13 protein-coding genes are annotated in these 21,168 nt (G+C 67.6%); 10 read left to right on the top strand and 3 right to left on the bottom strand.

What is annotated here, in order from left to right; genetic code table 11:
- Nucleotides 1-1,316 precede the first annotated feature (1,316 nt).
- Nucleotides 1,317-4,196, bottom strand: a complete 2,880-nt coding sequence (gene uvrA / locus H6844_19050; GenBank protein MCB9931504.1) for an excinuclease ABC subunit UvrA — start codon at nt 4,194-4,196, stop codon at nt 1,317-1,319.
- A 171-nt stretch (nt 4,197-4,367) separates the two neighbouring features.
- Between uvrA and ssb the strand changes: the two genes are divergently transcribed.
- A complete protein-coding gene (gene ssb / locus H6844_19045) occupies nt 4,368-4,913 on the top strand; it encodes a single-stranded DNA-binding protein (GenBank protein MCB9931503.1) in 546 nt (181 codons plus the stop codon).
- Nucleotides 4,914-5,280: 367 nt separating this feature from the next.
- Nucleotides 5,281-6,063 carry an alpha/beta hydrolase gene (locus H6844_19040; protein ID MCB9931502.1) on the top strand — a complete coding sequence of 261 codons (783 nt, stop codon included), beginning with the start codon at nt 5,281-5,283 and terminating at the stop codon, nt 6,061-6,063.
- A 15-nt stretch (nt 6,064-6,078) separates the two neighbouring features.
- Here H6844_19040 and H6844_19035 read toward each other — a convergent pair whose 3' ends face one another.
- Nucleotides 6,079-6,924, bottom strand: a complete 846-nt coding sequence (locus H6844_19035; GenBank protein MCB9931501.1) for an NAD(P)-binding domain-containing protein — start codon at nt 6,922-6,924, stop codon at nt 6,079-6,081.
- 178 nt (nt 6,925-7,102) lie between these two features.
- Here H6844_19035 and H6844_19030 point away from each other — a divergent pair, with 178 nt between their 5' ends.
- The 5 genes from H6844_19030 (at nt 7,103) to H6844_19010 (ending at nt 16,170) form a co-directional block, all read left to right on the top strand.
- Nucleotides 7,103-8,941 carry a CHASE2 domain-containing protein gene (locus H6844_19030; GenBank protein ID MCB9931500.1) on the top strand — a complete coding sequence of 613 codons (1,839 nt, stop codon included), beginning with the start codon at nt 7,103-7,105 and terminating at the stop codon, nt 8,939-8,941.
- Nucleotides 8,942-9,022: 81 nt separating this feature from the next.
- Entirely contained in the window at nt 9,023-12,274 is a 3,252-nt protein-coding gene (locus H6844_19025; GenBank protein MCB9931499.1) for a FecR domain-containing protein, read from the top strand.
- A gap of 96 nt (nt 12,275-12,370) precedes the next feature.
- On the top strand, nt 12,371-13,387 hold the full coding sequence (locus H6844_19020) for a hypothetical protein (protein ID MCB9931498.1): 1,017 nt from the start codon (nt 12,371-12,373) through the stop codon (nt 13,385-13,387).
- A gap of 142 nt (nt 13,388-13,529) precedes the next feature.
- Entirely contained in the window at nt 13,530-14,732 is a 1,203-nt protein-coding gene (locus H6844_19015; GenBank protein MCB9931497.1) for a CoA transferase, read from the top strand.
- A gap of 118 nt (nt 14,733-14,850) precedes the next feature.
- Nucleotides 14,851-16,170, top strand: a complete 1,320-nt coding sequence (locus tag H6844_19010) for a Glu/Leu/Phe/Val dehydrogenase (GenBank protein ID MCB9931496.1) — start codon at nt 14,851-14,853, stop codon at nt 16,168-16,170.
- Between the two features lie 153 nt (nt 16,171-16,323).
- Here the strand turns inward: H6844_19010 and H6844_19005 are convergent, their stop codons facing one another.
- Nucleotides 16,324-17,949 (bottom strand): hypothetical protein, encoded by a 1,626-nt coding sequence (locus tag H6844_19005; protein ID MCB9931495.1) that lies wholly within the window; start codon nt 17,947-17,949, stop codon nt 16,324-16,326.
- Between the two features lie 370 nt (nt 17,950-18,319).
- On the opposite strand from H6844_19005, the gene H6844_19000 reads away from it, so the two are divergent.
- The 3 genes from H6844_19000 (at nt 18,320) to H6844_18990 (ending at nt 21,011) form a co-directional block, all read left to right on the top strand.
- Nucleotides 18,320-18,994 (top strand): crotonase/enoyl-CoA hydratase family protein, encoded by a 675-nt coding sequence (locus tag H6844_19000; GenBank protein MCB9931494.1) that lies wholly within the window; start codon nt 18,320-18,322, stop codon nt 18,992-18,994.
- 4 nt (nt 18,995-18,998) lie between these two features.
- Nucleotides 18,999-19,835 carry an SDR family oxidoreductase gene (locus H6844_18995; protein ID MCB9931493.1) on the top strand — a complete coding sequence of 279 codons (837 nt, stop codon included), beginning with the start codon at nt 18,999-19,001 and terminating at the stop codon, nt 19,833-19,835.
- 75 nt (nt 19,836-19,910) lie between these two features.
- The gene (locus H6844_18990) at nt 19,911-21,011 is read left to right on the top strand and encodes a Zn-dependent alcohol dehydrogenase (GenBank protein MCB9931492.1); all 1,101 of its coding nucleotides are present in this window, start codon (nt 19,911-19,913) and stop codon (nt 21,009-21,011) included.
- Nucleotides 21,012-21,168 lie beyond the last annotated feature (157 nt).

Raw genomic sequence — 21,168 nt, 5'->3', positions numbered from 1 at the left:
GCGGCGCGATCGAAGGAAGGGCATCGCCGGGGGCAATGCCCGCGACATAACCGCATGGCCCGGCGTCAGGATCCACATTGCGGGAGGGCTATACCGTCATTGCGAGGCGAAGCCGAAGCAATCAGGCCGGCTTTCCGGCTGTGGCTAGAAGTCTGGATTGCTTCGGCTTCGCCTCGCAAGCGCCGGAGAGGGCGGGCGCGATCGGAAGAGGAGGGCATGCCGGGGAGCAATGCCGGAGACATAACCCGCATGGCCCGGCGCCGGGATCACAATCGCGGGAGGGCTATACCGTCATTGCGAGGCGAAGCCGAAGCAATCCAGGCCGGCTTTCCGGCGTGTGGCTACGAAGTCTGGATTGCTTCGTCGCCTGCGGCGCCTCGCAATGACGTCGGAGAGAGGGCGGACGCGATCGGGAGAGGGAGGGCATCGCCGGGCGAGCAATGCCCGAGACATAACCCGCATGGCCCGGCGTCGGATCACAATCGCGGAGGGCTATACCGTCATTGCGAGGCGAAGCCGAAGCAATCCAGGCCGGCTTTCCGGCGTGTGGCTCCGAAGTCTGGATTGCTTCGTCGCCTGCGGCTCCTCGCAATGACGTCGGAGAGAGGGCGGACGCGATCGGGAGAGGGAGGGCATCGCCGGGCGAGCAATGCCCGAGACATAACCCGCATGGCCCGGCGTCGGATCACAATCGCGGAGGGCTATACCGTCATTGCGAGGCGAAGCCGAAGCAATCCAAGCCGGCTTTCCGGCGTGGCTCGAGTCTGGATTGCTTCGTCGCCTGCGGCTCCTCGCAATGACGCCGGAGAGAGGGCGGGCGCGATCGGAAGAGGGAGGGCATCGCCGGGCGAGCAATGCCCGAGACATAACCCGCATGGCCCGGCGTCGGGATCACAATCGCGGGAGGGCTATACCGTCATTGCGAGGCGAAGCCGAAGCAATCCAGGCCGGCTTTCCGGCGTGTGGCTACGAAGTCTGGATTGCTTCGTCGCCTGCGGCGCCTCGCAATGACGCCGGAGAGAGGGCGGGCGCGATCGGAAGAGGGAGGGCATCGCCGGGCGAGCAATGCCCGAGACATAACCCGCATGGCCCGGCGTCGGGATCACAATCGCGGGAGGGCTATACCGTCATTGCGAGGCGAAGCCGAAGCAATCCAGGCCGGCTTTCTGGCGTGTGGCTCCGAAGTCTGGATTGCTTCGTCGCCTGCGGCGCCTCGCAATGACGCCGGAGAGAGGGCGGGCGCGATCGGAAGAGGGCGGGCGTCGCCAGGGAGGGGGCGTCCAGCCCCCGTCACTCTACCCCGCCACTCTACCCCGTCACGCCACCCCGGCCAGCTTTCCGGCCAGCAAATACGGCTGCAAATACCGCCCGGTATAGCTCTCGCTCACCTTGGCCACGTCCTCCGGCGTTCCCGCGGCCACGATGCGGCCGCCGCCGGCGCCGCCTTCCGGGCCCAGGTCCACCAGCCAGTCGGCGGTCTTGATCACGTCCAAATTGTGCTCGATCACCAGCACGGTGTTGCCCTGCTCGACCAGCGCGTGCAGCACTTCCAGCAGCTTGTTCACGTCCTCGAAATGCAGGCCCGTCGTCGGCTCATCCAGAATATAGAGTGTCCGCCCGGTCGCCCGGCGCGACAACTCCTTCGCCAGTTTTACCCGCTGCGCCTCGCCGCCGGAGAGCGTCGTCGCCTGCTGGCCCACCTTGATGTAGCCGAGGCCGACCCGCTGCAAGGTCACCATCTTATCGCGGATCGGCGGCACCGCCTGGAACAGGTCGGCGGCCTCGTCCACGGTCAGATCCAGCACGTCGGCGATGGAGTGGTCGCGGAACTTCACCTCCAGCGTCTCGCGGTTGTAGCGCTTGCCCTTGCAGACGTCGCACTCGACGAAAATGTCCGGCAAAAAGTGCATCTCGATCTTGATGACGCCGTCGCCCTGGCAAGCCTCGCAGCGCCCACCCTTGACGTTGAACGAGAACCGGCCCGGCTTGTAGCCGCGCGCCTTTGCCTCCGGCAGGCCGGCGAACCAGTCGCGGATCGGCGTGAAGGCACCGGTATAGGTCGCCGGGTTCGAGCGCGGCGTGCGGCCGATGGGCGACTGGTCGATGTCGATAACCTTGTCGATATGGTGCAGGCCGTCCAGGCGGTCGTATTCGCCCGGAATCTCGCGGGCATTGGTGAGCGTGCGCGCCAGCGCCTTGTAGAGCGTCTCCACCACCAGCGTGGACTTGCCGCCACCCGAAACCCCGGTCACGGCCACGAAGGTGCCGAGCGGCACGGTCAGGTCGACATTCTTGAGGTTGTGTTCGCAGGCGCCGGTCAGTTCCAGCGTCTTGCCGTTGCCCGCCCGCCGCATCTTCGGCACCGCGATCTCGCGCCGGCCGGTGAGATAGTCCGCGGTGATCGAGTTTTCGGCGCGCATCACCTCATCCGGCGTGCCCTCGGCGACCACATGGCCGCCATGGACGCCGGCGCGCGGCCCCATGTCGACCAGATAGTCGGCGGCGCGGATCGCCTCCTCGTCGTGCTCGACCACGATGACGGTGTTGCCCAGGTCGCGCAGCCGCTCCAGCGTCTGCAACAGCCGGGCATTGTCGCGCTGGTGCAGGCCGATGCTCGGCTCGTCCAGCACATAGAGCACGCCGGTCAGGCCGGAGCCGATCTGCGAGGCGAGGCGGATGCGTTGCGACTCGCCGCCGGAGAGCGTGCCCGATGTGCGCGACAGGTTCAGATAGTTGAGCCCGACCGCGTTCAGGAAGCCCAGGCGCTCGTTGATTTCCTTCAGGATGCGCTCGCCGATTTCCTTGTCCTTGTCGGTCAGCGCGGCGTCCAGCTTCAGGAACCAGTCGCGGGCGTCGGCCACCGACAGTTCGGAAATGCTGGAAATGGTGGCGGCCCAGTCGCGCGGGCCGACCTTGACCGCCAGCGCCTCCGGCTTCAGCCGCTGGCCGTGGCAGGTGGCGCAGGGCTTCTCGCTCTGGAACTTCGAGAGTTCCTCCCGCACCCAGGCGCTGTCGCTCTCGCGCAGGCGCCGCTCCAGGTTGGGGATGACGCCCTCGAACGGCTTGGTCACCTGGTATTTGCGCATGCCGTCCTCATAGACCATGCGCACCGGCTCCTTGCCGGAGCCATAGAGCACCGCCTCCTGCGCCGCCTTGTCCAGGTCGCGGAACGGCGTCTTCATCGAAAACCCGTAATGGTCGGCCAGCCCCTGCAATGTCTGCTTGTAATAGGGGGAGGGGGTCGTCGCACGCGACCAGGGCAGCACCGCACCATCGTCGAGCGACAACAGCGGGTTCGGCACCACCAGTTGCGGGTCGATGAACATCTGCACGCCCAGCCCGTCGCAGGCCGGGCAGGCACCGGCCGGGTTGTTGAAGCTGAACAGCCTCGGCTCGATCTCGGCAATGGTGAAGCCGCTGACCGGGCAGGCGAAATTGGCGCTGAACGTGGTCTGGTCGCCGGTGTCGGCATTTTCCACCAGGGCGATGCCGTCGGCGCGCTCCAGCGCGGTTTCCAGGCTGTCGGCCAGCCGGCCGGCGATGTCGTCCCGCACCACGAGCCGGTCGACCACCACCTCGATATCGTGCTTGAAATTCTTCTTCAGCGCCGGGACTTCGTCGACCTCGTAGAGCGTGCCGTCCACCTTGACCCGCTGGAAACCGGCGCGCTGCAACTCCGCCAGTTCCTTTTTGAATTCGCCCTTGCGCCCGCGCGCGATCGGCGCCAGCAGATAGAGCCGCGTGCCTTCGCCCATGGCCAGGACGCGGTCCACCATCTGGCTGACCGTCATGGCGCTGATCGGCTCGCCGGTCGCGGGCGAGTAGGGGACGCCGATCCGCGCCCAGAGCAGGCGCATATAGTCGTAGATCTCGGTCACCGTGCCGACGGTGGAGCGCGGGTTGCGGCTGGTCGTCTTCTGTTCGATGGAGATGGCCGGCGACAGGCCCTCGATCGAATCGACGTCCGGCTTGTGCATCATCTCCAGGAACTGGCGCGCATAGGCGGAGAGCGATTCGACGTAGCGACGTTGGCCCTCGGCATAAATCGTGTCGAACGCCAGCGAGGATTTGCCGGACCCGGAAAGCCCGGTGATGACCACCAGCTTGTCGCGCGGTAAATCGACATTGACGTTGTTAAGGTTATGTTCACGCGCGCCGCGTACACGAATGGCAGGCGCCTCGCGGTCGTGTATCATACCGGTTCGCTTTGTCGGCGGGGTGGTGTCGTCAGGCATGGGCGGCAGTCTAGTCGAAACGGTCCACAGGCCCTAGTCGCAATGGGGCGGCAAAGGGGTGGATTATCCCCAGCCCGCACGCCTAGTGTGTGACCGAGTCTTTCCGAGTTTTCCAGCAAGTGAGCGCAGCAGATGTCCGGAAGCGTCAACAAAGTCATCCTGGTAGGCAATTTGGGCCGCGATCCGGAGGTTCGTTACATGCAATCGGGCGACAAGGTGGTCAACCTGGCGGTGGCCACGTCCGAGCGCTGGAGCGACCGCCAGTCCGGCGAACGCCGCGAAAAGACCGAGTGGCACCGCGTCGTCATTTTCGACCAGAACATCGCCGACGTGGCGGAGAAATACCTGCGCAAGGGCAGCAAGGTCTATTTGGAGGGCCAACTCCAGACCCGCAAGTGGACGGGACAGGATGGCCAGGAGAAGTATACGACCGAGGTGGTGCTGCAACGCTTCCGCGGCACCCTCACCATGCTGAGCGGCCGCGGCGAAGAATCCGGCGGCTTTGGCGGCCCGTCCGGCGGCGGCTATGAGGACGACGGCGGCTTCGGCGCCGGCCCCGCCGGCGGCCAGAGCTATGGCGGCGGTGGCGGTGGCCAGCAGCGCCGCGGCGGCGGTGGGGGCGGCGGCAGCGCCCCGGCCAACGACCCGATGGACCTGGACGACGACATTCCGTTCTGAGGCCGGGCAACCCGGCTGACTTCGGCAATTTGCATCCCGGAGATGGCGCGAATATGTATCCCGGAGGTGGCGGAGCCGCCGTCCGGGGCCGGTGTCATCCATCGGACACCGCCATTGTCCGTGTCCGCACACTGATACCGGTCCCGGCCCTCGCCTCCGGCTCGGCCGGGAAGCACCGTGCCAATTCCCCTGTCCGATCCCTCGCGTCGATGTACCCCGGAGGTGGCGGAGCCGCCGTCCGGGGCCGGTGTCATCCATCGAACACCGCCGCCGTTCGTGTTCGCACGCTGACACCGGTCCCGGCCCTCGCCTCCGGCTCGGCCGGGAAACGCATGCCGTGCGGGCGAGGGCGGTGTAGACTGGCGGCATGACCGATCCCACCACCAGCATCACCGCCGCCGGCCGCCGCCTCGAACTCCGCTGGGCCGGGCCACCGCCGGAGCAGGCGCCGACCCTCGTCCTGCTGCACGAGGGGCTCGGCTCCGCCGGCCTCTGGCGCGACTTCCCGGACAAGCTGGCGCACGCCACCGGCTTCGGCGTCTGCGCCTATTCCCGCGCCGGCTATGGCGGCTCCGATCCGGAGCCGCTGCCCTGGCCCATCACCTATATGGAAGACCATGCGAGCCATGCCCTGGGCCCCGTCCTCGACGCTATCGGCTTCCGCCGCGGGCTCTTGGTCGGCCATTCCGACGGTGCCAGCATCGCCGCCCTCTATGCCGGCACGGTGAGCGATCCGCGCGTGCGGGGCGCCGTCCTGATGGCGCCGCACTTCTTCATCGAGGATCTCTGCATCCTGGCGATCCGAGAGGCGAAACGGGCCTATGAGTCCGGCGACCTGCGTCCCCGTCTGGAACGTCATCACGGCGCCAATGTCGACAACGCCTTCTATGGCTGGAACGCGTCCTGGTTGAACCCGGATTTCCATCACTGGGACATCACCGACGCGCTGCATCACATTCGCGTGCCACTGCTGGTGTTGCAGGGCCTTGCCGATCCCTATGGCACCCGCGCCCAGGCGGACACGGCCGCGGAGCTCTGCCCCGCTCCCGTCACCTGCCGCCTGCTGGCGGGCATCGGGCATACCCCCTGGCGCGAGGCGGAATCCGAGACCCTGGCCGCGATCGCGACCTTCGCCGCGCGTTTGCTCTGAGCGGCGTTGCCGCGCCTATGCCGCCTCGGCCAGGTCCCGGCGCAGCGTCTCCGGCTCCACCGTCAGGCCGGAGAAAATCGCCCAGGCGTGCACGCCCTGCCAGAAAAACAGCTCATAGCCGCTGATCGCCTGGAGCCCGGCCGCCGCCGCATCGGTCAGGAACCGGGTGTCGCGGGGCGTGTAGACCGCGTCGAAGGCCCATATCGCGCCCGCCATGGCCGGGGCCGGCAGCGGCGTGCCCGGATAGCCGACCATGCCGACCGGCGTGCAGTTCACCAGCCCGTCCGCGCCGTCAGCGGCGGCGGCGGCGCTGGGAGACACCCGCACCGCCATGCCGGCGTCCGCGGCGCGAAGTGCGCTCGCCACCGCCGCCGCGCGGCTGCCGTCGCGGTCGTAGAGGCGCAACTCCCGCGCGCCCAGATTCATCAGGCCAAAGGCGATGGCGCGTCCGACCCCGCCCGCGCCGATCACCGCCACGACACCGGGCGCGCTCTCACCGCGAGCGGCCCGATAGGCGGCCTGGAAACCGGAATAGTCGGTGTTGTGGCCCTGCACCGCCGTGCCGTCCGCAAAAATGGCCGTGTTGATCGCGCCGATCCGTTGCACCAGCGGGTCAGCGATCTCGGCACGCTTGGCCGCGTCTTCCTTATAGGGGTAGGTGATGTTGACGCCGCGATAGCCCTCCGCCTGCACCCGCGCGAACACCGCCGTGAAGTCCAGTCCCATTTCCTGCGGCACCAGCCGGTCATAGGTGACGGAAATGCCGTTCTGGCACCCGGCGAGTTCGTGCAGCAGCGGAGCCTTCGAGGCTGCGATATTGCCGCCGATCAGGCCGAGTTTCAGCGGGGAGGGGGAAAGCATGCAATGGATCCTGAACCGGGCGAGGGGGGCGCATAAATTCTCCGGTTCGCCGCAAATGTCAAACCGCCGGTTGCCGATCAAATGCGTTGCTGAGGCCGCATTGCCCCCCTAGGCTACGGATAACATTCGGCCTTGCCGGATGGACACACCGCCCGCACGGACAACGAGCACTGTGCCTATGGCAACGCGGCTTCGCCGGTTTCCGCTTTCGCCACTGGCCCTGGTGCTGCTGCTGGCGGTGGCCGGGCTGATTGCCCTGGCGATGCGCCTGGCCGAACCCGACTATGGCCTGCCCTGGCTTTACGCCTTTCGCGGCCAGAAATCGGCGCCGCCGGAGGCGTTGGTGGTCGGTCTCGACAAGGCGGGCGTCGACTGGCTCGCCTTCAGCGCCGACCGGCTGGAGACGGAAGCGCCCGGCCTCGCGGCCTGCCTGCCGGCGTCGGTCCGCCGCGAGCTTGCGCGCGCCAGCAATGTGGAGGACCTGCCCCGCGGTCTGCTCGGCTGTCTGTTCCAGGCCCTCGGCGCACTCGACCCGACCACGGTGGTGATCGACATTCATTTCTACGGTACCACCGACGCGGTCAATGACAGCTTGCTGGAGCAAGGCTTGCGCCACTTGCACCGGCCGATCCTGTTGGAAAAGGTGCAGGCCGCCTCGCTCGGCGGCGCCGCGGTGCGGGAGCGGCCGGCGGCCCGGTTCCGTGCCGTCAGCCAGCCGGGTTTCTTCGTCGTCGAGTGGCGCGACGGCGATACTTTCCGCTACGTCGCCTCGCAGCCGGACTTCCCGGGCCTCCGCAGCTTTCCGAGCCTGGCAGCGGAGGCCGAAGGCGTTCCGCTTCTGTTGCCTGGCACGGCCGAGCCGCATTTCCGCCTGCTCAACTTTTACGGCCCGTCGGGAACGGTCGAGACCGTCAGCTTTCTCGACATTCTGACGGGGCATTACACCCGGTCTCTGGCCGGGCGGGTGGTCTTTGTCGGCGCTTCGCATCCAAAGGGCATCGCCCGGCGGGACGATTTCGAAACCGCCTGGTCATCGTCCGGCGGCGGCGATCTGGCGGGCGTCGAGTTGGCCGCCACCGGCTTCCTGAACCTGTTGCACGGAGAGGCGCTGTATCGCCTGCCCGGCGCCGGCGATTGGGCGGCGGCCATGGCGGTGGGGCTGGCGATGCTGGCGCTCGCCGTGGCGATCACCGGGTTTTGGGGCGCGGTGGCCGCTCTGCTGGTCGCCGCGGTGTATGTGGTTGCCGCCGGCGCCGCCTTCGCCTCGGACGCCCTCTGGTTGCCGATTGCCGCCGTGCTCTATGCCTTCGCCCCGTTGTCGCTGCTGGCCGCCATCGGCCTTGGCTACCGCCAGACCTCGGCGGTGCTCTACCGTTTGTTGCCCCGCCGAATCGCCGTGGCCCTGGTGCATGACCACAGCCGAACGCGGTCGGATGCGCTGGTCACCGACGCCACGGTCATGGTGGTCGACCTGGTGAGTTCGACCGCGCTCGCCGAAGGCATGAGCGAGACCGAGTACAACCAGAAAATGACTCAATTCTTCAACCTTCTGAACCGCTCGGTTGAAGCCCATGGCGGCATGGTCCTGAAATACACCGGCGACGGGATCATGGCGGTGTTCGAGGCCCGGCGCCGGTCGGCCAATCATGCCGAACAGGCGCTGGATTCCGCGGTTGCAATCGCACGGGCGCTGGATTCCGCCGCGCAGACCGGGCCGGCGCTTCACGTTCGCATGGGGATCAATTCCGGTCGCATTGCGGTTGGCGAGATCGGCGCCGACACGCGCAGTTCCATCGATGCGATGGGCGATGCGGTGAACGTCGCGGCGCGCCTGGAGCAAATGGCCAAACAGGACTCGGACGCGAACCGAACCGTTATTTTGGTTGCAGATGCCACGATAAGATTGACAGACCAGTGGTTGGAAAGGTCAATCCCAGTGGGGAAACGTACGATACGGGGCCGTCAGGGCGAGGTCTGGGTGTTCCAGCTCGAATGGCGTCCTGCTTCGCCATCCTAGCACAAGGGTATGTCGGCTATGGTCAGGCCAAAAATCCGAACGACCTCCATTTTATCGCCATTGGTTCTTGCGTTTGTTACATTGGTACCGTTGCTTGCCGAAGCCCAGTCCGGCGATTGCCGTGCGGTCGAGGTGATTGCAACCGAAGGTCAGGTGGAAGCCCGGGGAAGCGACGGCGTCAGCTTCGCCGTGGATCAGGGCCAGTGGCTCTGTCCGGCCACGCTGGTCCGCACCGGCAGCGACGGCAAGGTGGTCGTCCGCTACGCCGACAAGAACACGACGCTGCGCCTGAACCACGATGCCGAAATCGTCTTGCAGCCCGCCGCGTCGGAGGACGATGCCAGCCTCGTCAGCGGCATTCTCCATTTTATCAGTTCGGTCCGCACCCGCTTCTCGGTACAGACCCGCTTCCTGACGGCCGGCATCGACGGGACCGAGGCCCTTGTTCACGTCGTTCCCGATCAGGGCACGGTCGTCGCCGTGCGCGAGGGCGTCGTCACCGCCCGGCAGGGCGACACCGCAGTGCCGGTGCCCGGCCACCGCGTCGCCTTTGGCGCCCCCGCCGGCGCGGTTCGCCTCGTCGGGGCGGAAGACGCCGGCAGCCTGCCGCCGGTCTTCCGGGCCTATGTCCTGAATTTCGACGGGCAGGTGGACTGGGCGATCTATTACCCGCCGGCGCTGCTGTTGAGCGTCCCCGCCTCCAACCCCGCCGCCGCCCTGGCGGCCGAGGGTCGGATCGACGCCGCCCTTGAGGCGCTGCATTGCGGTGCGGCCGACGAGGCGCCGGAAGGGGCGGCTCTCTGCCTGCTGGGCGCGGTCAAGCACAACCGCATGACGGAGGTCGAGCGCCGCCTTGCGGACCCGCGCCCCGACGATGGCGCCTGGCAACTGGCCGCCTCCTATGGCTATCAGCTGCGCGGCCAGCTCCGCGCGGCGGAGACGGCCGCGCGCGCCGGTCTGGCGCTGCGCCCGGACGACGGGTTTGCCAAGGCGCGGCTCGCCGAAGTGTTGTTGCTGCGGGGCGCCGTCCGGCAGGCGCTGGACGTGCTGCCACCTGCCGGCGCCGACTGCGGACCGCAGGCGCTGGTGGAGGCCATGACAGGCTTCGCCCTTCTGGCGGATCGGCATGGCCGCGCGGCGCTCGCCCGGTTCGATTGTGCCGTGAAACGGGACGGCGGTCTGCCGCTCGCGCGGCTCGGTCGCGGTCTCGCGCTGATCCGGTTGGGTCGCGTTCCGGAAGGCCGCGCCGAACTGGAGAATGCCGCGTCGCTGGACCCCCGCCGCGGCTCGTTGCGCACGGCGCTGGGCCGCGCCTATTTCGACGAGGGCCTGCCGAAAAAGGCCGTGGCCCAGTTCGACCTCGCCCGGGCCGAGAACCCGGACGATCCCGAAGCCGACCTGCTGACCGCCCTGGAACGCTTTGCGGCCAACGATCCCATTGCCGCCCTGCATGCGATCAGCGCCGCCAGCGCCAAAAGCAGCGCGCGCGCGCCGATCCGCGACCGTCGCGGCCTCGACGAGGATGCTTCGGTGAACGGCACCGCGCTCGGCCGTGCCTACGATGTCCTGGGCTTCGACCAGTTGTCCCGCCGCACCGCCTCGCAGGCGGTGGAGCAGGACCCGAGCAACCCCGGCGCCCACCGTTTCCTGGCCGAGTCCTATCTGGGCCAGCCCGGCCTGGAGGTCGCGCGCACCTCCGAGGCGTTGCAGGCCGACCTGTTCTCCGGCCCTTCGAAGGCACCGATCCAGTCGGAACTGGGGGAGGTGCAGTTGGGCCTGCTCGACAGCATCGGGCCTTCTCGCGTGACCTTCCGCGAATTCGGGCCGCTCTACGACGGCAACGGCGTCCGCTTCGATGCCTCCGGCCTGGCCGGCACGCAACAGCGCTATGGCGGCGAAGCGTCGGTGTCGGGCCTGCATGACGGTATCTCCATCGCCGCCGGGCAGTTCTACCTGACCGATGACGGCTTCCACACCAACAACGACCAGGAAGAGAAGATCACCGCCCTGCAGGTGCGTGTCGCGCCCAGCGCGGCCCTGTCGGTGTTCGGCGAGTTCCGCTATCGCGAGTCCGATACCGGCGACCTGACCGAGGATTTGCTCACCGGCACCAGCGACCTGAGGGTTCATCAGGACGACCGGCGGGCGCGTCTGGGCGTGAAGATCAGCCCGACGGCCGACCTGGACGTGGTCGCGCTCGTGACCTACCGCGACCGCAGCCTCAACCAGTCCCAGCCGAGTGCCAGCAAGACGCTGTCGGACCTGGACGAGCATGGGGGCCAGTTCCAGGTGCGCGGCGACTGGCGACCGCTCGATGGTCTGACCCTGATTGCCGGCGGCGAAACCGGGAGGACGGAAGCGGATTCCGCCGGGTCCATCGAGGTTCGGCTGACGCCGTTCCCGCCGCCGTTCCCGCCCATCATCCGGCGCGCCGCGTTGTTCGACTATCAAGACGAGACCAAGCAGGCGACCGGTTACGCCTACGCCTACTGGTCGCCCATGGCCTGGCTCGATGTGACGGCGGGGTTGGCCTACAGCCACTACGATCAGGAAATCGAAGGCGGGGCGGCTCTGGAACGCGATACCATTGCGCCGAAACTGGGCGTGGAAGTGCGGCCGGTGCCGGACGTGACGCTCAGGGCGGCCGTGTTTCAGGCGGTCAAGCATCGCCTTCTGTTCGATCAAACGCTGGAGCCGACCACGGTCGCGGGCTTCAACCAACTGTTTCAGGACCCGAACGGCACCCGTTCCACCACCTACGGCATCGGTGCCGACTGGAAGGCCCGGCCCTGGCTCTGGGTCGGCGGCGAGGCCAGTTGGCGGGATATCGACCGCCCGGTGCTGACCTTCGTCGGCAGCACGCCGAATGGCTTCCGGTCCGAGGATTGGAAGGAGAGCAATCTTCGGGGCTATGTCGGCGCCACGTTCGGCCCCCGCTTTTCGGCAACCCTGGGCGGCCAGTTCCAGCGGCTCAACCGGGACACGAATCTTTCGGGGAACGAGCGACTCGACACCATCCTGGTGCCGGCCTCGGTGCGCTGGTTCCACCCTTCCGGGGTCTTCGCCGCCGCGGAGGCGATTTACTACAATCAGGACCTGCGCCTGCGCGCATCCGGCGGCGGTGTCTCCACCGCGGATAGCCAGGGCGTGGTGGTCAATCTGGCCGCCGGCCTACGCCTGCCGAACCAGCGCGGTGCCCTCAGCCTGGAGGTGCGGAACCTGCTGGATCGCAATGTCCGTTATGAAGAACCGACCTACCGGACCGGCGATGTCGGCAACCGCCAGCTTGCCCGCGGCCTCGCGGTGACCGCGCGAGCGACGTTAAGCTTTTGATGAAAGTGCGGAGGGGGAACGGTCAAAGCTCCGCCCACCGGTTCGTGCCGATGTCCGGACGAGCCGCAATAACAGGAGGCCGATAAGGAGTAATCCATGAGTTTGGGGATTTCGAGGACACTGGCGCTGTTCGCGCTTGCCCTGGGATTGCTGCCGATTGGTGGCGGCGCGGCGCAGGCCGCGAACTGTAGCTTCACCTACAGCGGCGAGAACCGACCCGGCGACTATGCGGTGGATTGGACGCCGATTTGCGACATGGTGAACGGCGGCCTCGGCGATGCGACGATTGAGTTGCAGGCCATGACGATGCGCTGGCGGGGCAGAAATCTGGCGAAAGGCCGGTTTTGCGGCACGTACGCCTACACCGTGAAGCCGCCCGAGCCCGGCGCCAAACCGGGTCCCGCCCATGTCGTCTATCTGGGTGCGGGGCAGCACAAGGGTGCCTGTAAAGGCTATGTCAACACCCCGCGCCGGCCGAAATCGCCGACCGAGGCGCGGGCGATGAACAACCGCGACGCCAACATCGCGGCCGACAAGACCCTGAAGGGCCAGGGGTGGAACGGCGACGGCATCACCCAGATCATCGTGACCGCCAATTATCGGCCGAAGGCCTATCCGGGCAGCGTCTGGCCGATCGTCATGCGTCTGACCCGCGGCCATGGCGGCGGGCCGGGATGGCAGATCCGGTCCTACGAATATGTCTGCGTGGACAAGCTGAAAAACCCGAACATCCCGCCCGGCTGCCCCGGCTCTACGTCCCTGATCAAGGCGGAGGCCGAGGCCGAGACCATGGTGCCGGTCGCGTTCGGCCTGGACAGGACCGTCAGGGCGATGTCCCGACCGAGGATCAGCCCCGCCTCGGGTCTGTCCGGTTGGACCGCATACGAGGTGCTGAACCCACCGAAGCAGAACGCCCAGCGTCTGGACGAGGTGGTCTATCGTTACGATGACGGTAGCGGAACGGTCATGGATCTGATCTGGCAGGAATATTGCGATGGCAATGGCCTCTATGTCACGGCGGCCAAGGATTATTTCCTGACCGTGCTGACGGCGCCCAACAACAACATCTTCAATTGCTCGGTCACGGCCACCGGCGGGCAGTGCGTGCAATAGACGGCGGGCATCCACGGCGCTCCGGCCCCGCTCGCCGGTAAGACCGTGGACTTTTGCACCGGTTCCTTTCAAACAGGGACCGACCGCTAAAACCGACACCGCCGCCTTCGGGCGGCGGCTCCCGCTTTGAAGGACGCCTCCCATGCCCGGACCGCTCGACGGCATCACCATCCTCGACCTGACCACGGTCGGGTTCGGTCCCTATGGCGTGCAGCTGCTCGCCGACTATGGCGCCGACGTGATCAAGGTGGAGGCGCCGCCGGACGGCGACATCACCCGCGGGATCAAGCCCTACCGCAACGCCGGCATGGGCCATTTCTACCTGAACGCCAACCGCAACAAACGCTCCGTCGTCCTCGATCTCAAGCACCCCAAGGGCCGCGAGGCCCTGCTGCGCCTCGTCGAGAATGCGGACGCGCTCATCAGTTCCGTGCGCCCGGCGGCGATGGAGCGGCTCGGCCTCGGCTATGACGACTGCGCGGTGGTGAACCCGAAACTGGTCTATGTCGCCCTGGTCGGCTTCGGCCAGGACGGCCCCTATGCCCGGCGTCCGGCCTATGACGACATCATCCAGGGCCTGTCCGGCATGGCGGACATGCAGGGCGGTCGCTCCGGAGTTCCCAAGTTCATCAACGCCTCGATCTGCGACAAGATCGGCTCGCAATTCTGCGCCCACGCCACCATCGCCGCCCTGTTCGCCCGCGAACGCACCGGCGAGGGCCAGCTGGTCGAGGTGCCCATGCTGGAAAGCCTGGTCGGCTTCAACATGGTCGAGCACAATGCCGGCCGCACCTTCGAGCCGCCGCTGGGCACCGCCGGCTATGAACGCACCATGGTCGAATACCGCCGCCCCTATGCGACGACCGACGGCTATGTCTGCGTGCTGCCCTACAACACCAAGCAGTGGCAGGCGTTTTTCCGCGCCATGGGCCGGCCCGAACTGATGGACGACCCGCGCGTCACCGATCCGGCGCTGCGCAGCGAGAAGATCGGCGAGTTGTACGCCCTGGTTTCCGACTGCGTCTCCTCCTGGGGCACCGAGGCCCTGCTGGCCACCCTCGACGCCGCCGACATCCCCTGCGGCCGGGCCACGCGCCTGGACGATCTGGCCGAGGACCCGCATCTGGCCGCCGTCGGCCTGTTCCAGGAATTCGAGCACCCGAGCGAGGGCAAGATCCGCCTGGTCGGCCCCGGCGTGAAATTCTCGAAAACCCCGCCCGGTATCCGCACCCTGCCGTGCGCTCTCGGCGAGCACAGCGCCGAAGTGTTGCGGGCCGCCGGCTATTCGGAGGACGAGATCGCCGGCATGGCGGGCGAGGGGGTGACCGTGGCGCGCGCCGGCTGAAGGGCCGAACCGCCCGATTGCGCCCGGCCCGGTTTGCGCCACATCAATGTGATCCGGTCGCCACGGGCGCATGGCTCGGCGGTTGCCGCTCAACCCATAGCTGAGGACTCCCGGCCGCATGAACGATCACAGCCCTTCCGCCGCCCGCGCCGCGACGCCCGACCTTCGCGCCACGGTCAGCCGCCAGTTCGACCTGGCGGCCGCCCGGATTCCCTCGCTCAAGTCCGGCCTGATCGACTTCCTGCGCTATCCCAAGCGCACCATCAGCCTCTGCTTCCCGGTGGAGATGAACGATGGTTCGGTCCGCACCTTCCACGGCTACCGCGTCGTGCACAACACGGCCAAGGGGCCGGGCAAGGGCGGCATGCGCTATCACCCGGACGTCACCATGGACGAGGTGATCGCGCTCGCCACGCTGATGACCTGGAAATGCGCCCTGATCGACGTGCCCTTCGGCGGCGCCAAGGGCGGCGTCATCTGCGATACCAAGGCGCTGGACGAGTCCGAACTCCGCCGCATCACCCGCCGCTTCATCCACGAACTCGGCGACAATATCGGCCCCTATACCGATGTGCCGGCGCCGGACATGTACACCAACGAGCAGACCATGGCCTGGGTCTACGACACCTATGCCCAGGAGCATCCCGGCCGCAACAACCTGCCCGTCGTCACCGGCAAGCCCATCGACATGGGCGGCTCGCTGGGCCGCAGCGACGCGACCGGCCTCGGCACCTGTTTCGCGGCGGAGCGGCTGGTGATGCTGGGCGGGGTGCCGGGCCTGCCCTCGCTTCAGGGCGCGCGCGTCGCGGTCCAGGGCTTCGGCAATGTCGCCAACGCCGGCGCCCGCAGCTTTCAGGCCGCCGGCGCCCGCATCGTCGCCGTCAGCGATTCCCAGGGCGGCATCTACTGCGAGGACGGCCTGGACCTGGACGCGGTCGCGGCCTTCAAGCGCGAGCATGGCACGGTGGTCGGCCTGCCCAACACCCAATCGCTCACCAATGAGGACCTGCTGGCCACCGATTGCGACGTGCTGGTGCCCGCCGCCATGGCCGGCCAGATCCACGAGGGCAATGCCGATGCCATCCGCGCCCGCCTGGTGGTCGAGGGCGCGAACGGCCCCGTCACGCCGGCGGGCGACGCTTTGCTGGCCGCTCGCGGCGTCGTGGTGTTGCCCGACATTCTGGCCAATGCCGGCGGCGTCTGCGTCAGCTATTACGAGTGGGTGCAGAACAACGAGAACGAGCAGTGGGACCTGGAGGACGTGAACCGGAAGATGAAGCGCAAGATGGAGCGCGCCGTCGATACGGTCCTTGCCCGCCAGCGCCGCCTTGACCGGTCCCCCGACGTGGCCGAGGCCAACGACCTGCGCATGGCCGCCATCGTCGTCGCCGTGGAGCGCATCGCCGACATCACCCTGAAGCGCGGCATCTGGCCCTGAGGCTATAGCCTATTTGGCGCGAGCGTGTCCCCGCCGTCGCGGAGCGGCGGGCCGGGTTCGGTCGGCGGGAGCGAACACCGCCGTCCAGGGTGTTCGAAGGATGACACCGGCCCCGGAAGGCGGCTCTGCCACCTCCGGGGAACACCGTGGGCCTCACCGTTCCGCGGCGGCCAGGGCCTTGATGCCCTCGAACGCCGGCTCGTGGGTCGGCAGCAACAGCCCATGGTCGGCCAGGTCCTGCCATTTGGCCGCCGCCATGGACCAGCTCACGCCGCTGCCTTTCAACTGGGCCAGTTTCACCAGGGTGATGGCGATATGGCGGTGCCACATCGGGTTGGTCGGGTCCGCCGCCAGCAATTGCTGGACGATGGCGAGGCCCGCCTTGTTGCGCTCGATGGCGCCGGCGATATCGCCCTTGGCCTTCAGGATGTTGGCCACCTTCTCATAGCTGACCGCCATGTCCCGTTGCAGCAGCGGATTGTGCGGCATCATCGCGGTCAGACGCTTGCGGATCGCGAGGCTCGCCCCATAGGCCGCCAGCGCCCGATCCAGTTCGTCAGTGATGAACAGCATGTCGCCGATCCGGTCCTGGCTGACCGAGAGATCGCGCAACAGGGCGACACTGTGCGGGTTCGCCGCCACCAGCCGTTCGCGGATTTTCAGGCTGGCCCGATAGGCCACCAGCGCCTCGACCTGGTCGTCCAGCTCGCTCAGTGCGTCGCCGATCTTCTCCTGGCTGACCGCCAGATCCCGTTGCCAGTCGCCCCGGTCCGGCGCGGCAGTCGCAAGCCGGGCGCGAATGGCGAGGCTTTTGCGATACCGGGTGAGGGCGTTTGCCGAATCGCCTTGGATTCGGAGCCCGTCGCCGACCCGCTCCAGGCTGACCGAAAGATCGTACTGGCGCCGGTTGTCGCCCGGCGCGGCATCGGCCAGTCGCTGGCGAAGGACGAGCGCGGTCCGGTCCTCCGCCAGGGCCGCGGCGGCATCGCCCTGGGTCCGCAACGCCCCGCCGAGACGGACATGGGCCCGCGCCAGTTCCTCCTGGCGGGCGGGGTCGTCGCCGGCGGCATCGGCCAAGTCCTGGCGCGCGGCCAGCGCGGTTCGGAACCGCTGCGTCGCAGCCGGCAGATCGCGACGCAGGAGGTCCACCTCGCCCAGCGCCGTGGCCACGACGGCCCGGTCTTCCGCGGCGTCCTCCGGCTGTACGGCCAGGGCGTCCGCCAGGATCTTGCGTGCGGCATCGACCTGACCGGTGTGGACATAGGCGCGGCTCAGCGCCAGGGCGTCCCACGCGGCAAGAGGGTGCCGCTTTGCGGCGGCCTCATACGCCGCCAACGCCTTGTCCGAACGCAGCGCATAGGCCAGATGGGCCAGGCGGAGCCATTGCGCCGGCTTGTTCGCCGCCAACGCCTCCAACTCTTGCAGGCCCGCGTCGGTCTCGCCGGCCGCGATCCGTTTCAGCGCATCGACCTCCACCGGTAGGGCGGCGGCCGTCATGCGATCCACCGCATCGCGCGCCGATTGGATCACCCGGGAAACGCGGGGCGGCGTCGCCGGTTTTGCGTTCCGCTCGCGAATGACGGCCTGCACCTGCCGGTCGAGCGCCTGCATTTGCTTGCGCTGTTCCCGGTCCAGGCCGCAGGCCGGGACGATGGGACGATAGCCGATGCCTTCCAGAGCGTTGCAGATCGGCTCCGGCGCGGTCGCATAGATCGCGAACGCCGCACCCGCCACCGCCAGAACGGCAGCCAGCGTTCCGCCAATGCGTTTGTAGGACATGCCCGTTCCCATGGATGTCATTCTCTGCTGCGACCGCAGGGGGCCGCATTTGCGGTCGCGCATGCCATATTTATGGCCCGATCGGTATTTGCGGGCATTCTAATGCGCAAGATCGCTCCGCGATACAAGCATTGGCTGTAACCGCGAACCGGAGGCGGCATTGCCGGTGCAACCGAGCCTCGCCGGCGGAAAAGCCGTAGTCTGCCGATTTCCCGGCCCACAGCCCGCCCAATAGCCTGAAATGCGGTACTTTCCTTGTGGAGCACCGGAACATTTTGGGCCGCGCCGGCGCATTCCGCTTAACAATCTCCGCCCTGCCGGGCCACACTGGCGCAACCGACCGTTTTTCGTACCAGGAGCCAGGAGCCCTATGTCTTCTCCCGTTGCCTACACCCTAGCGGACGGCATCGCCACGCTTGCCATGGACGATGGCAAGGCCAATGCCATGGCCCCCGCCATGAGCGCGGCCCTGAACGCCGGCCTGGACCGCGCGGCCAAAGAGGGCGCCCGCGCCGTCGTCATCCGCGGCCGGCCCGGCCTGCTCTCCGGCGGCTTCGACCTGAAGATCATCCGCGGCGACGACGAGGCGCTGAAGGCGCAAATGCGCGACGCCGGCATGGCCTTGCTGAAGCGCCTCTATCTCTCGCCGCTGCCCATCGTCTTTGCCGTCACCGGCCATGCCGTCGCCATGGGCGCGCTGCTGCTGTTCGCCGGCGATGTGCGCATTGGCCTCGCCGGCGACTTCCGCATCGGCCTGAACGAGGTCGGCATCGGCCTGTCGCTGCCCATTGCCGGCATCGAGCTCGCCCGCGACCGCCTGTTGCCGACCGAGTTGTCCCGCGCCATCGTCTACGCCCAGCTCTACCGCCCGGACGAGGCCGCCGCTGTCGGCTATCTCGATCAGGTGGCCACGGCCGATGCGTTCGACGACCGGGTCCGCATGGCCGCCGAGGCCCTGGCCGCCCTCGACCCCGCCGCCTTTGCCGAAACCAAGCGGCGCCTCCGCCAACCGACACTCGACCGTATCGCAGCCCTGGGAGCCTGACCCCATGACCGAAAAGAAACTCGCGGGCAAAGTGGCCCTCATCACCGGCGGCGCCCGTGGCCTCGGCCGCGGCTACGCGCTGCGCCTTGCCAAGCTGGGTGCCGACATCGCCATCATCGACCGCAATCTGCGCGGCGCCGACGTCTATGAGTTCGAGCGCTCGCTGCTGACCGCCGACACCGTCATGGCCGAATGCGAGGCGCTGGGCGTCCGCGCCATGGGGCTGGAGGTCGACCTGACAGACCGCAAGGCGACCGAGGCAGCGCTGGCCCAGGTGGCGGAGCGCATGGGCCGGCTTGACATCGTCGTCGCCAATGCCGGCGGCGGCACCGTCCTCTTCGCCGACGAAAAGCAGGCCGGGGAGGGGGCGAACCAGGTGCTGGACGACGTCACCACCGGCACCCCCTCCGACACGCCGGAGGAAATGCTGACCCGCGTCATGGACATCAACGTCAAGACCTGCATGTACACCTGCATGGCCGCGACCCCGTATCTGAAGCAGGCGGGCGGCGGCCGCATCGTCACGGTCTCGTCGACCGCCGGCGTCGACGCGCGCGGCGCCTATCACCCCTATGGCACCGCCAAGGCCGCGATCATCCATTACACGCGGGCGCTGGCGCAGGAGCTGGGGCCGTTCAACATCAATGTAAATGCCATCGCGCCCGGCATTGTCCGCACCGGCCGCCTCGGCGACCGCTCGGCCATGGCAGAAGAGCGGGTGGCATTGCGGCGCGAAGGCACGATCGACGATTGCGCCGGCGTGGTGGAGTTCCTGACCACAGACCTATCCGCCTACGTCACCGGCCGGGTGATCCTGATCGACGGCGGCATGATCCACTAGCCTCTTGGACCTCGGGCGGGGGCTGTGCGATAGTCCCCGCTGGCTCTTTACCGCCAATCGAAACGAGGAAAGCCCATGAAAGCCGCCGTGCTGTTCGAGCCGCACAAGCCGCTCGAAATCTGCGAAGTGAAGGTTCGCGATCCCGGCCCGCACGAGGTGGTGGTGCGCACCGCCGCCGCCGGTCTCTGCCACTCCGACCTGCACTTTATCGAAGGCCTATATCCGCATCCGATGCCGGTGATCCTCGGCCATGAGAGCGCCGGCGTGATCGAGGCCGTGGGCTCCGAAGTGACCTATGTGCAGCCGGGCGACCATGTCATCACCTGCCTCAGCGTGTTCTGCGGCACCTGCAAGAACTGCACCGCCGGCCGGCCGAATCTCTGCCTCAACACCGCGGTCAAGGAGCCGCCGGGACAGGCCGAGAAATATATCTGGGACCGCCCGGAGAAGCTGAACAACTTCACCAACCTCTCGTCCTATGCGGAGCAGATGCTGCTGCACGAGAATGCGGTGGTGAAGGTGCGCAAGGATATGCCGCTCGACCGTGGCGCGCTGATCGGCTGCGGCGTCATCACCGGCTTCGGCGCGGCGGTGAATTCGGCCAAGGTCCGCTTCAACGATTCCGTGGCGATCATCGGCTGCGGCGGCGTCGGCATGGCGGCCCTGCACGGCGCCCATATCGCAGGTGCGAGCCGGGTGATCGCGGTCGACACCAACCCGGTCAAGCTGCAACTGGCGGCGAAACTGGGCGCGACCGACCTCGTCAACCCCAGGGACGGCGACCCGGTGCAGCAGATCCTGGATCTCACCAGCGGCGGCGTCGACCATGCCATCGAATGCCTCGGCACCAAGCGCACGGCGGAGCAGGCGTTCGAAATGCTGGCCATCGGCGGCACGGCGACGATTGTCGGCATGGTGCCGTTCGGCCAGAAGCTGGAAATCCACGGCGCCGACTTCCTGCGCGAGCGCAAGATCCAGGGCTCGTCCATGGGCTCCAACCGCTTCCGCACCGACATGACCAACCTGGTCGAGCTCTACATGAACGGCCGCCTGCAACTCGACGACTGGATTTCCAACCACATCAAGCTGGAGGAAATCAACGAGGGCTTCACGGCGATGAAGGAAGGCCGCGTGGTCCGCTCGGTCATCGACTTCGGCGTGACCAAGTTCAACTGACGCACGCCCCTCCCACTGCGCGCGCCCCGGTCTTCGTGCCGGGGCGTTTGCGTTGGAGCGCGCCGCACGTGTTCCCCGGAGGCGGCGGAGCCGCCATCCGGTGCCGGTGTCTTCGTGCGAACACCGCCGCCATGGGTGTTCGCACGAGGACACCGGT

The sequence above is a fragment of the Alphaproteobacteria bacterium genome (assembly GCA_020638555.1).
Taxonomy (GTDB): domain Bacteria; phylum Pseudomonadota; class Alphaproteobacteria; order Bin95; family Bin95; genus JACKII01.
This window is presented reverse-complemented; position numbering and strand designations above follow the sequence as displayed.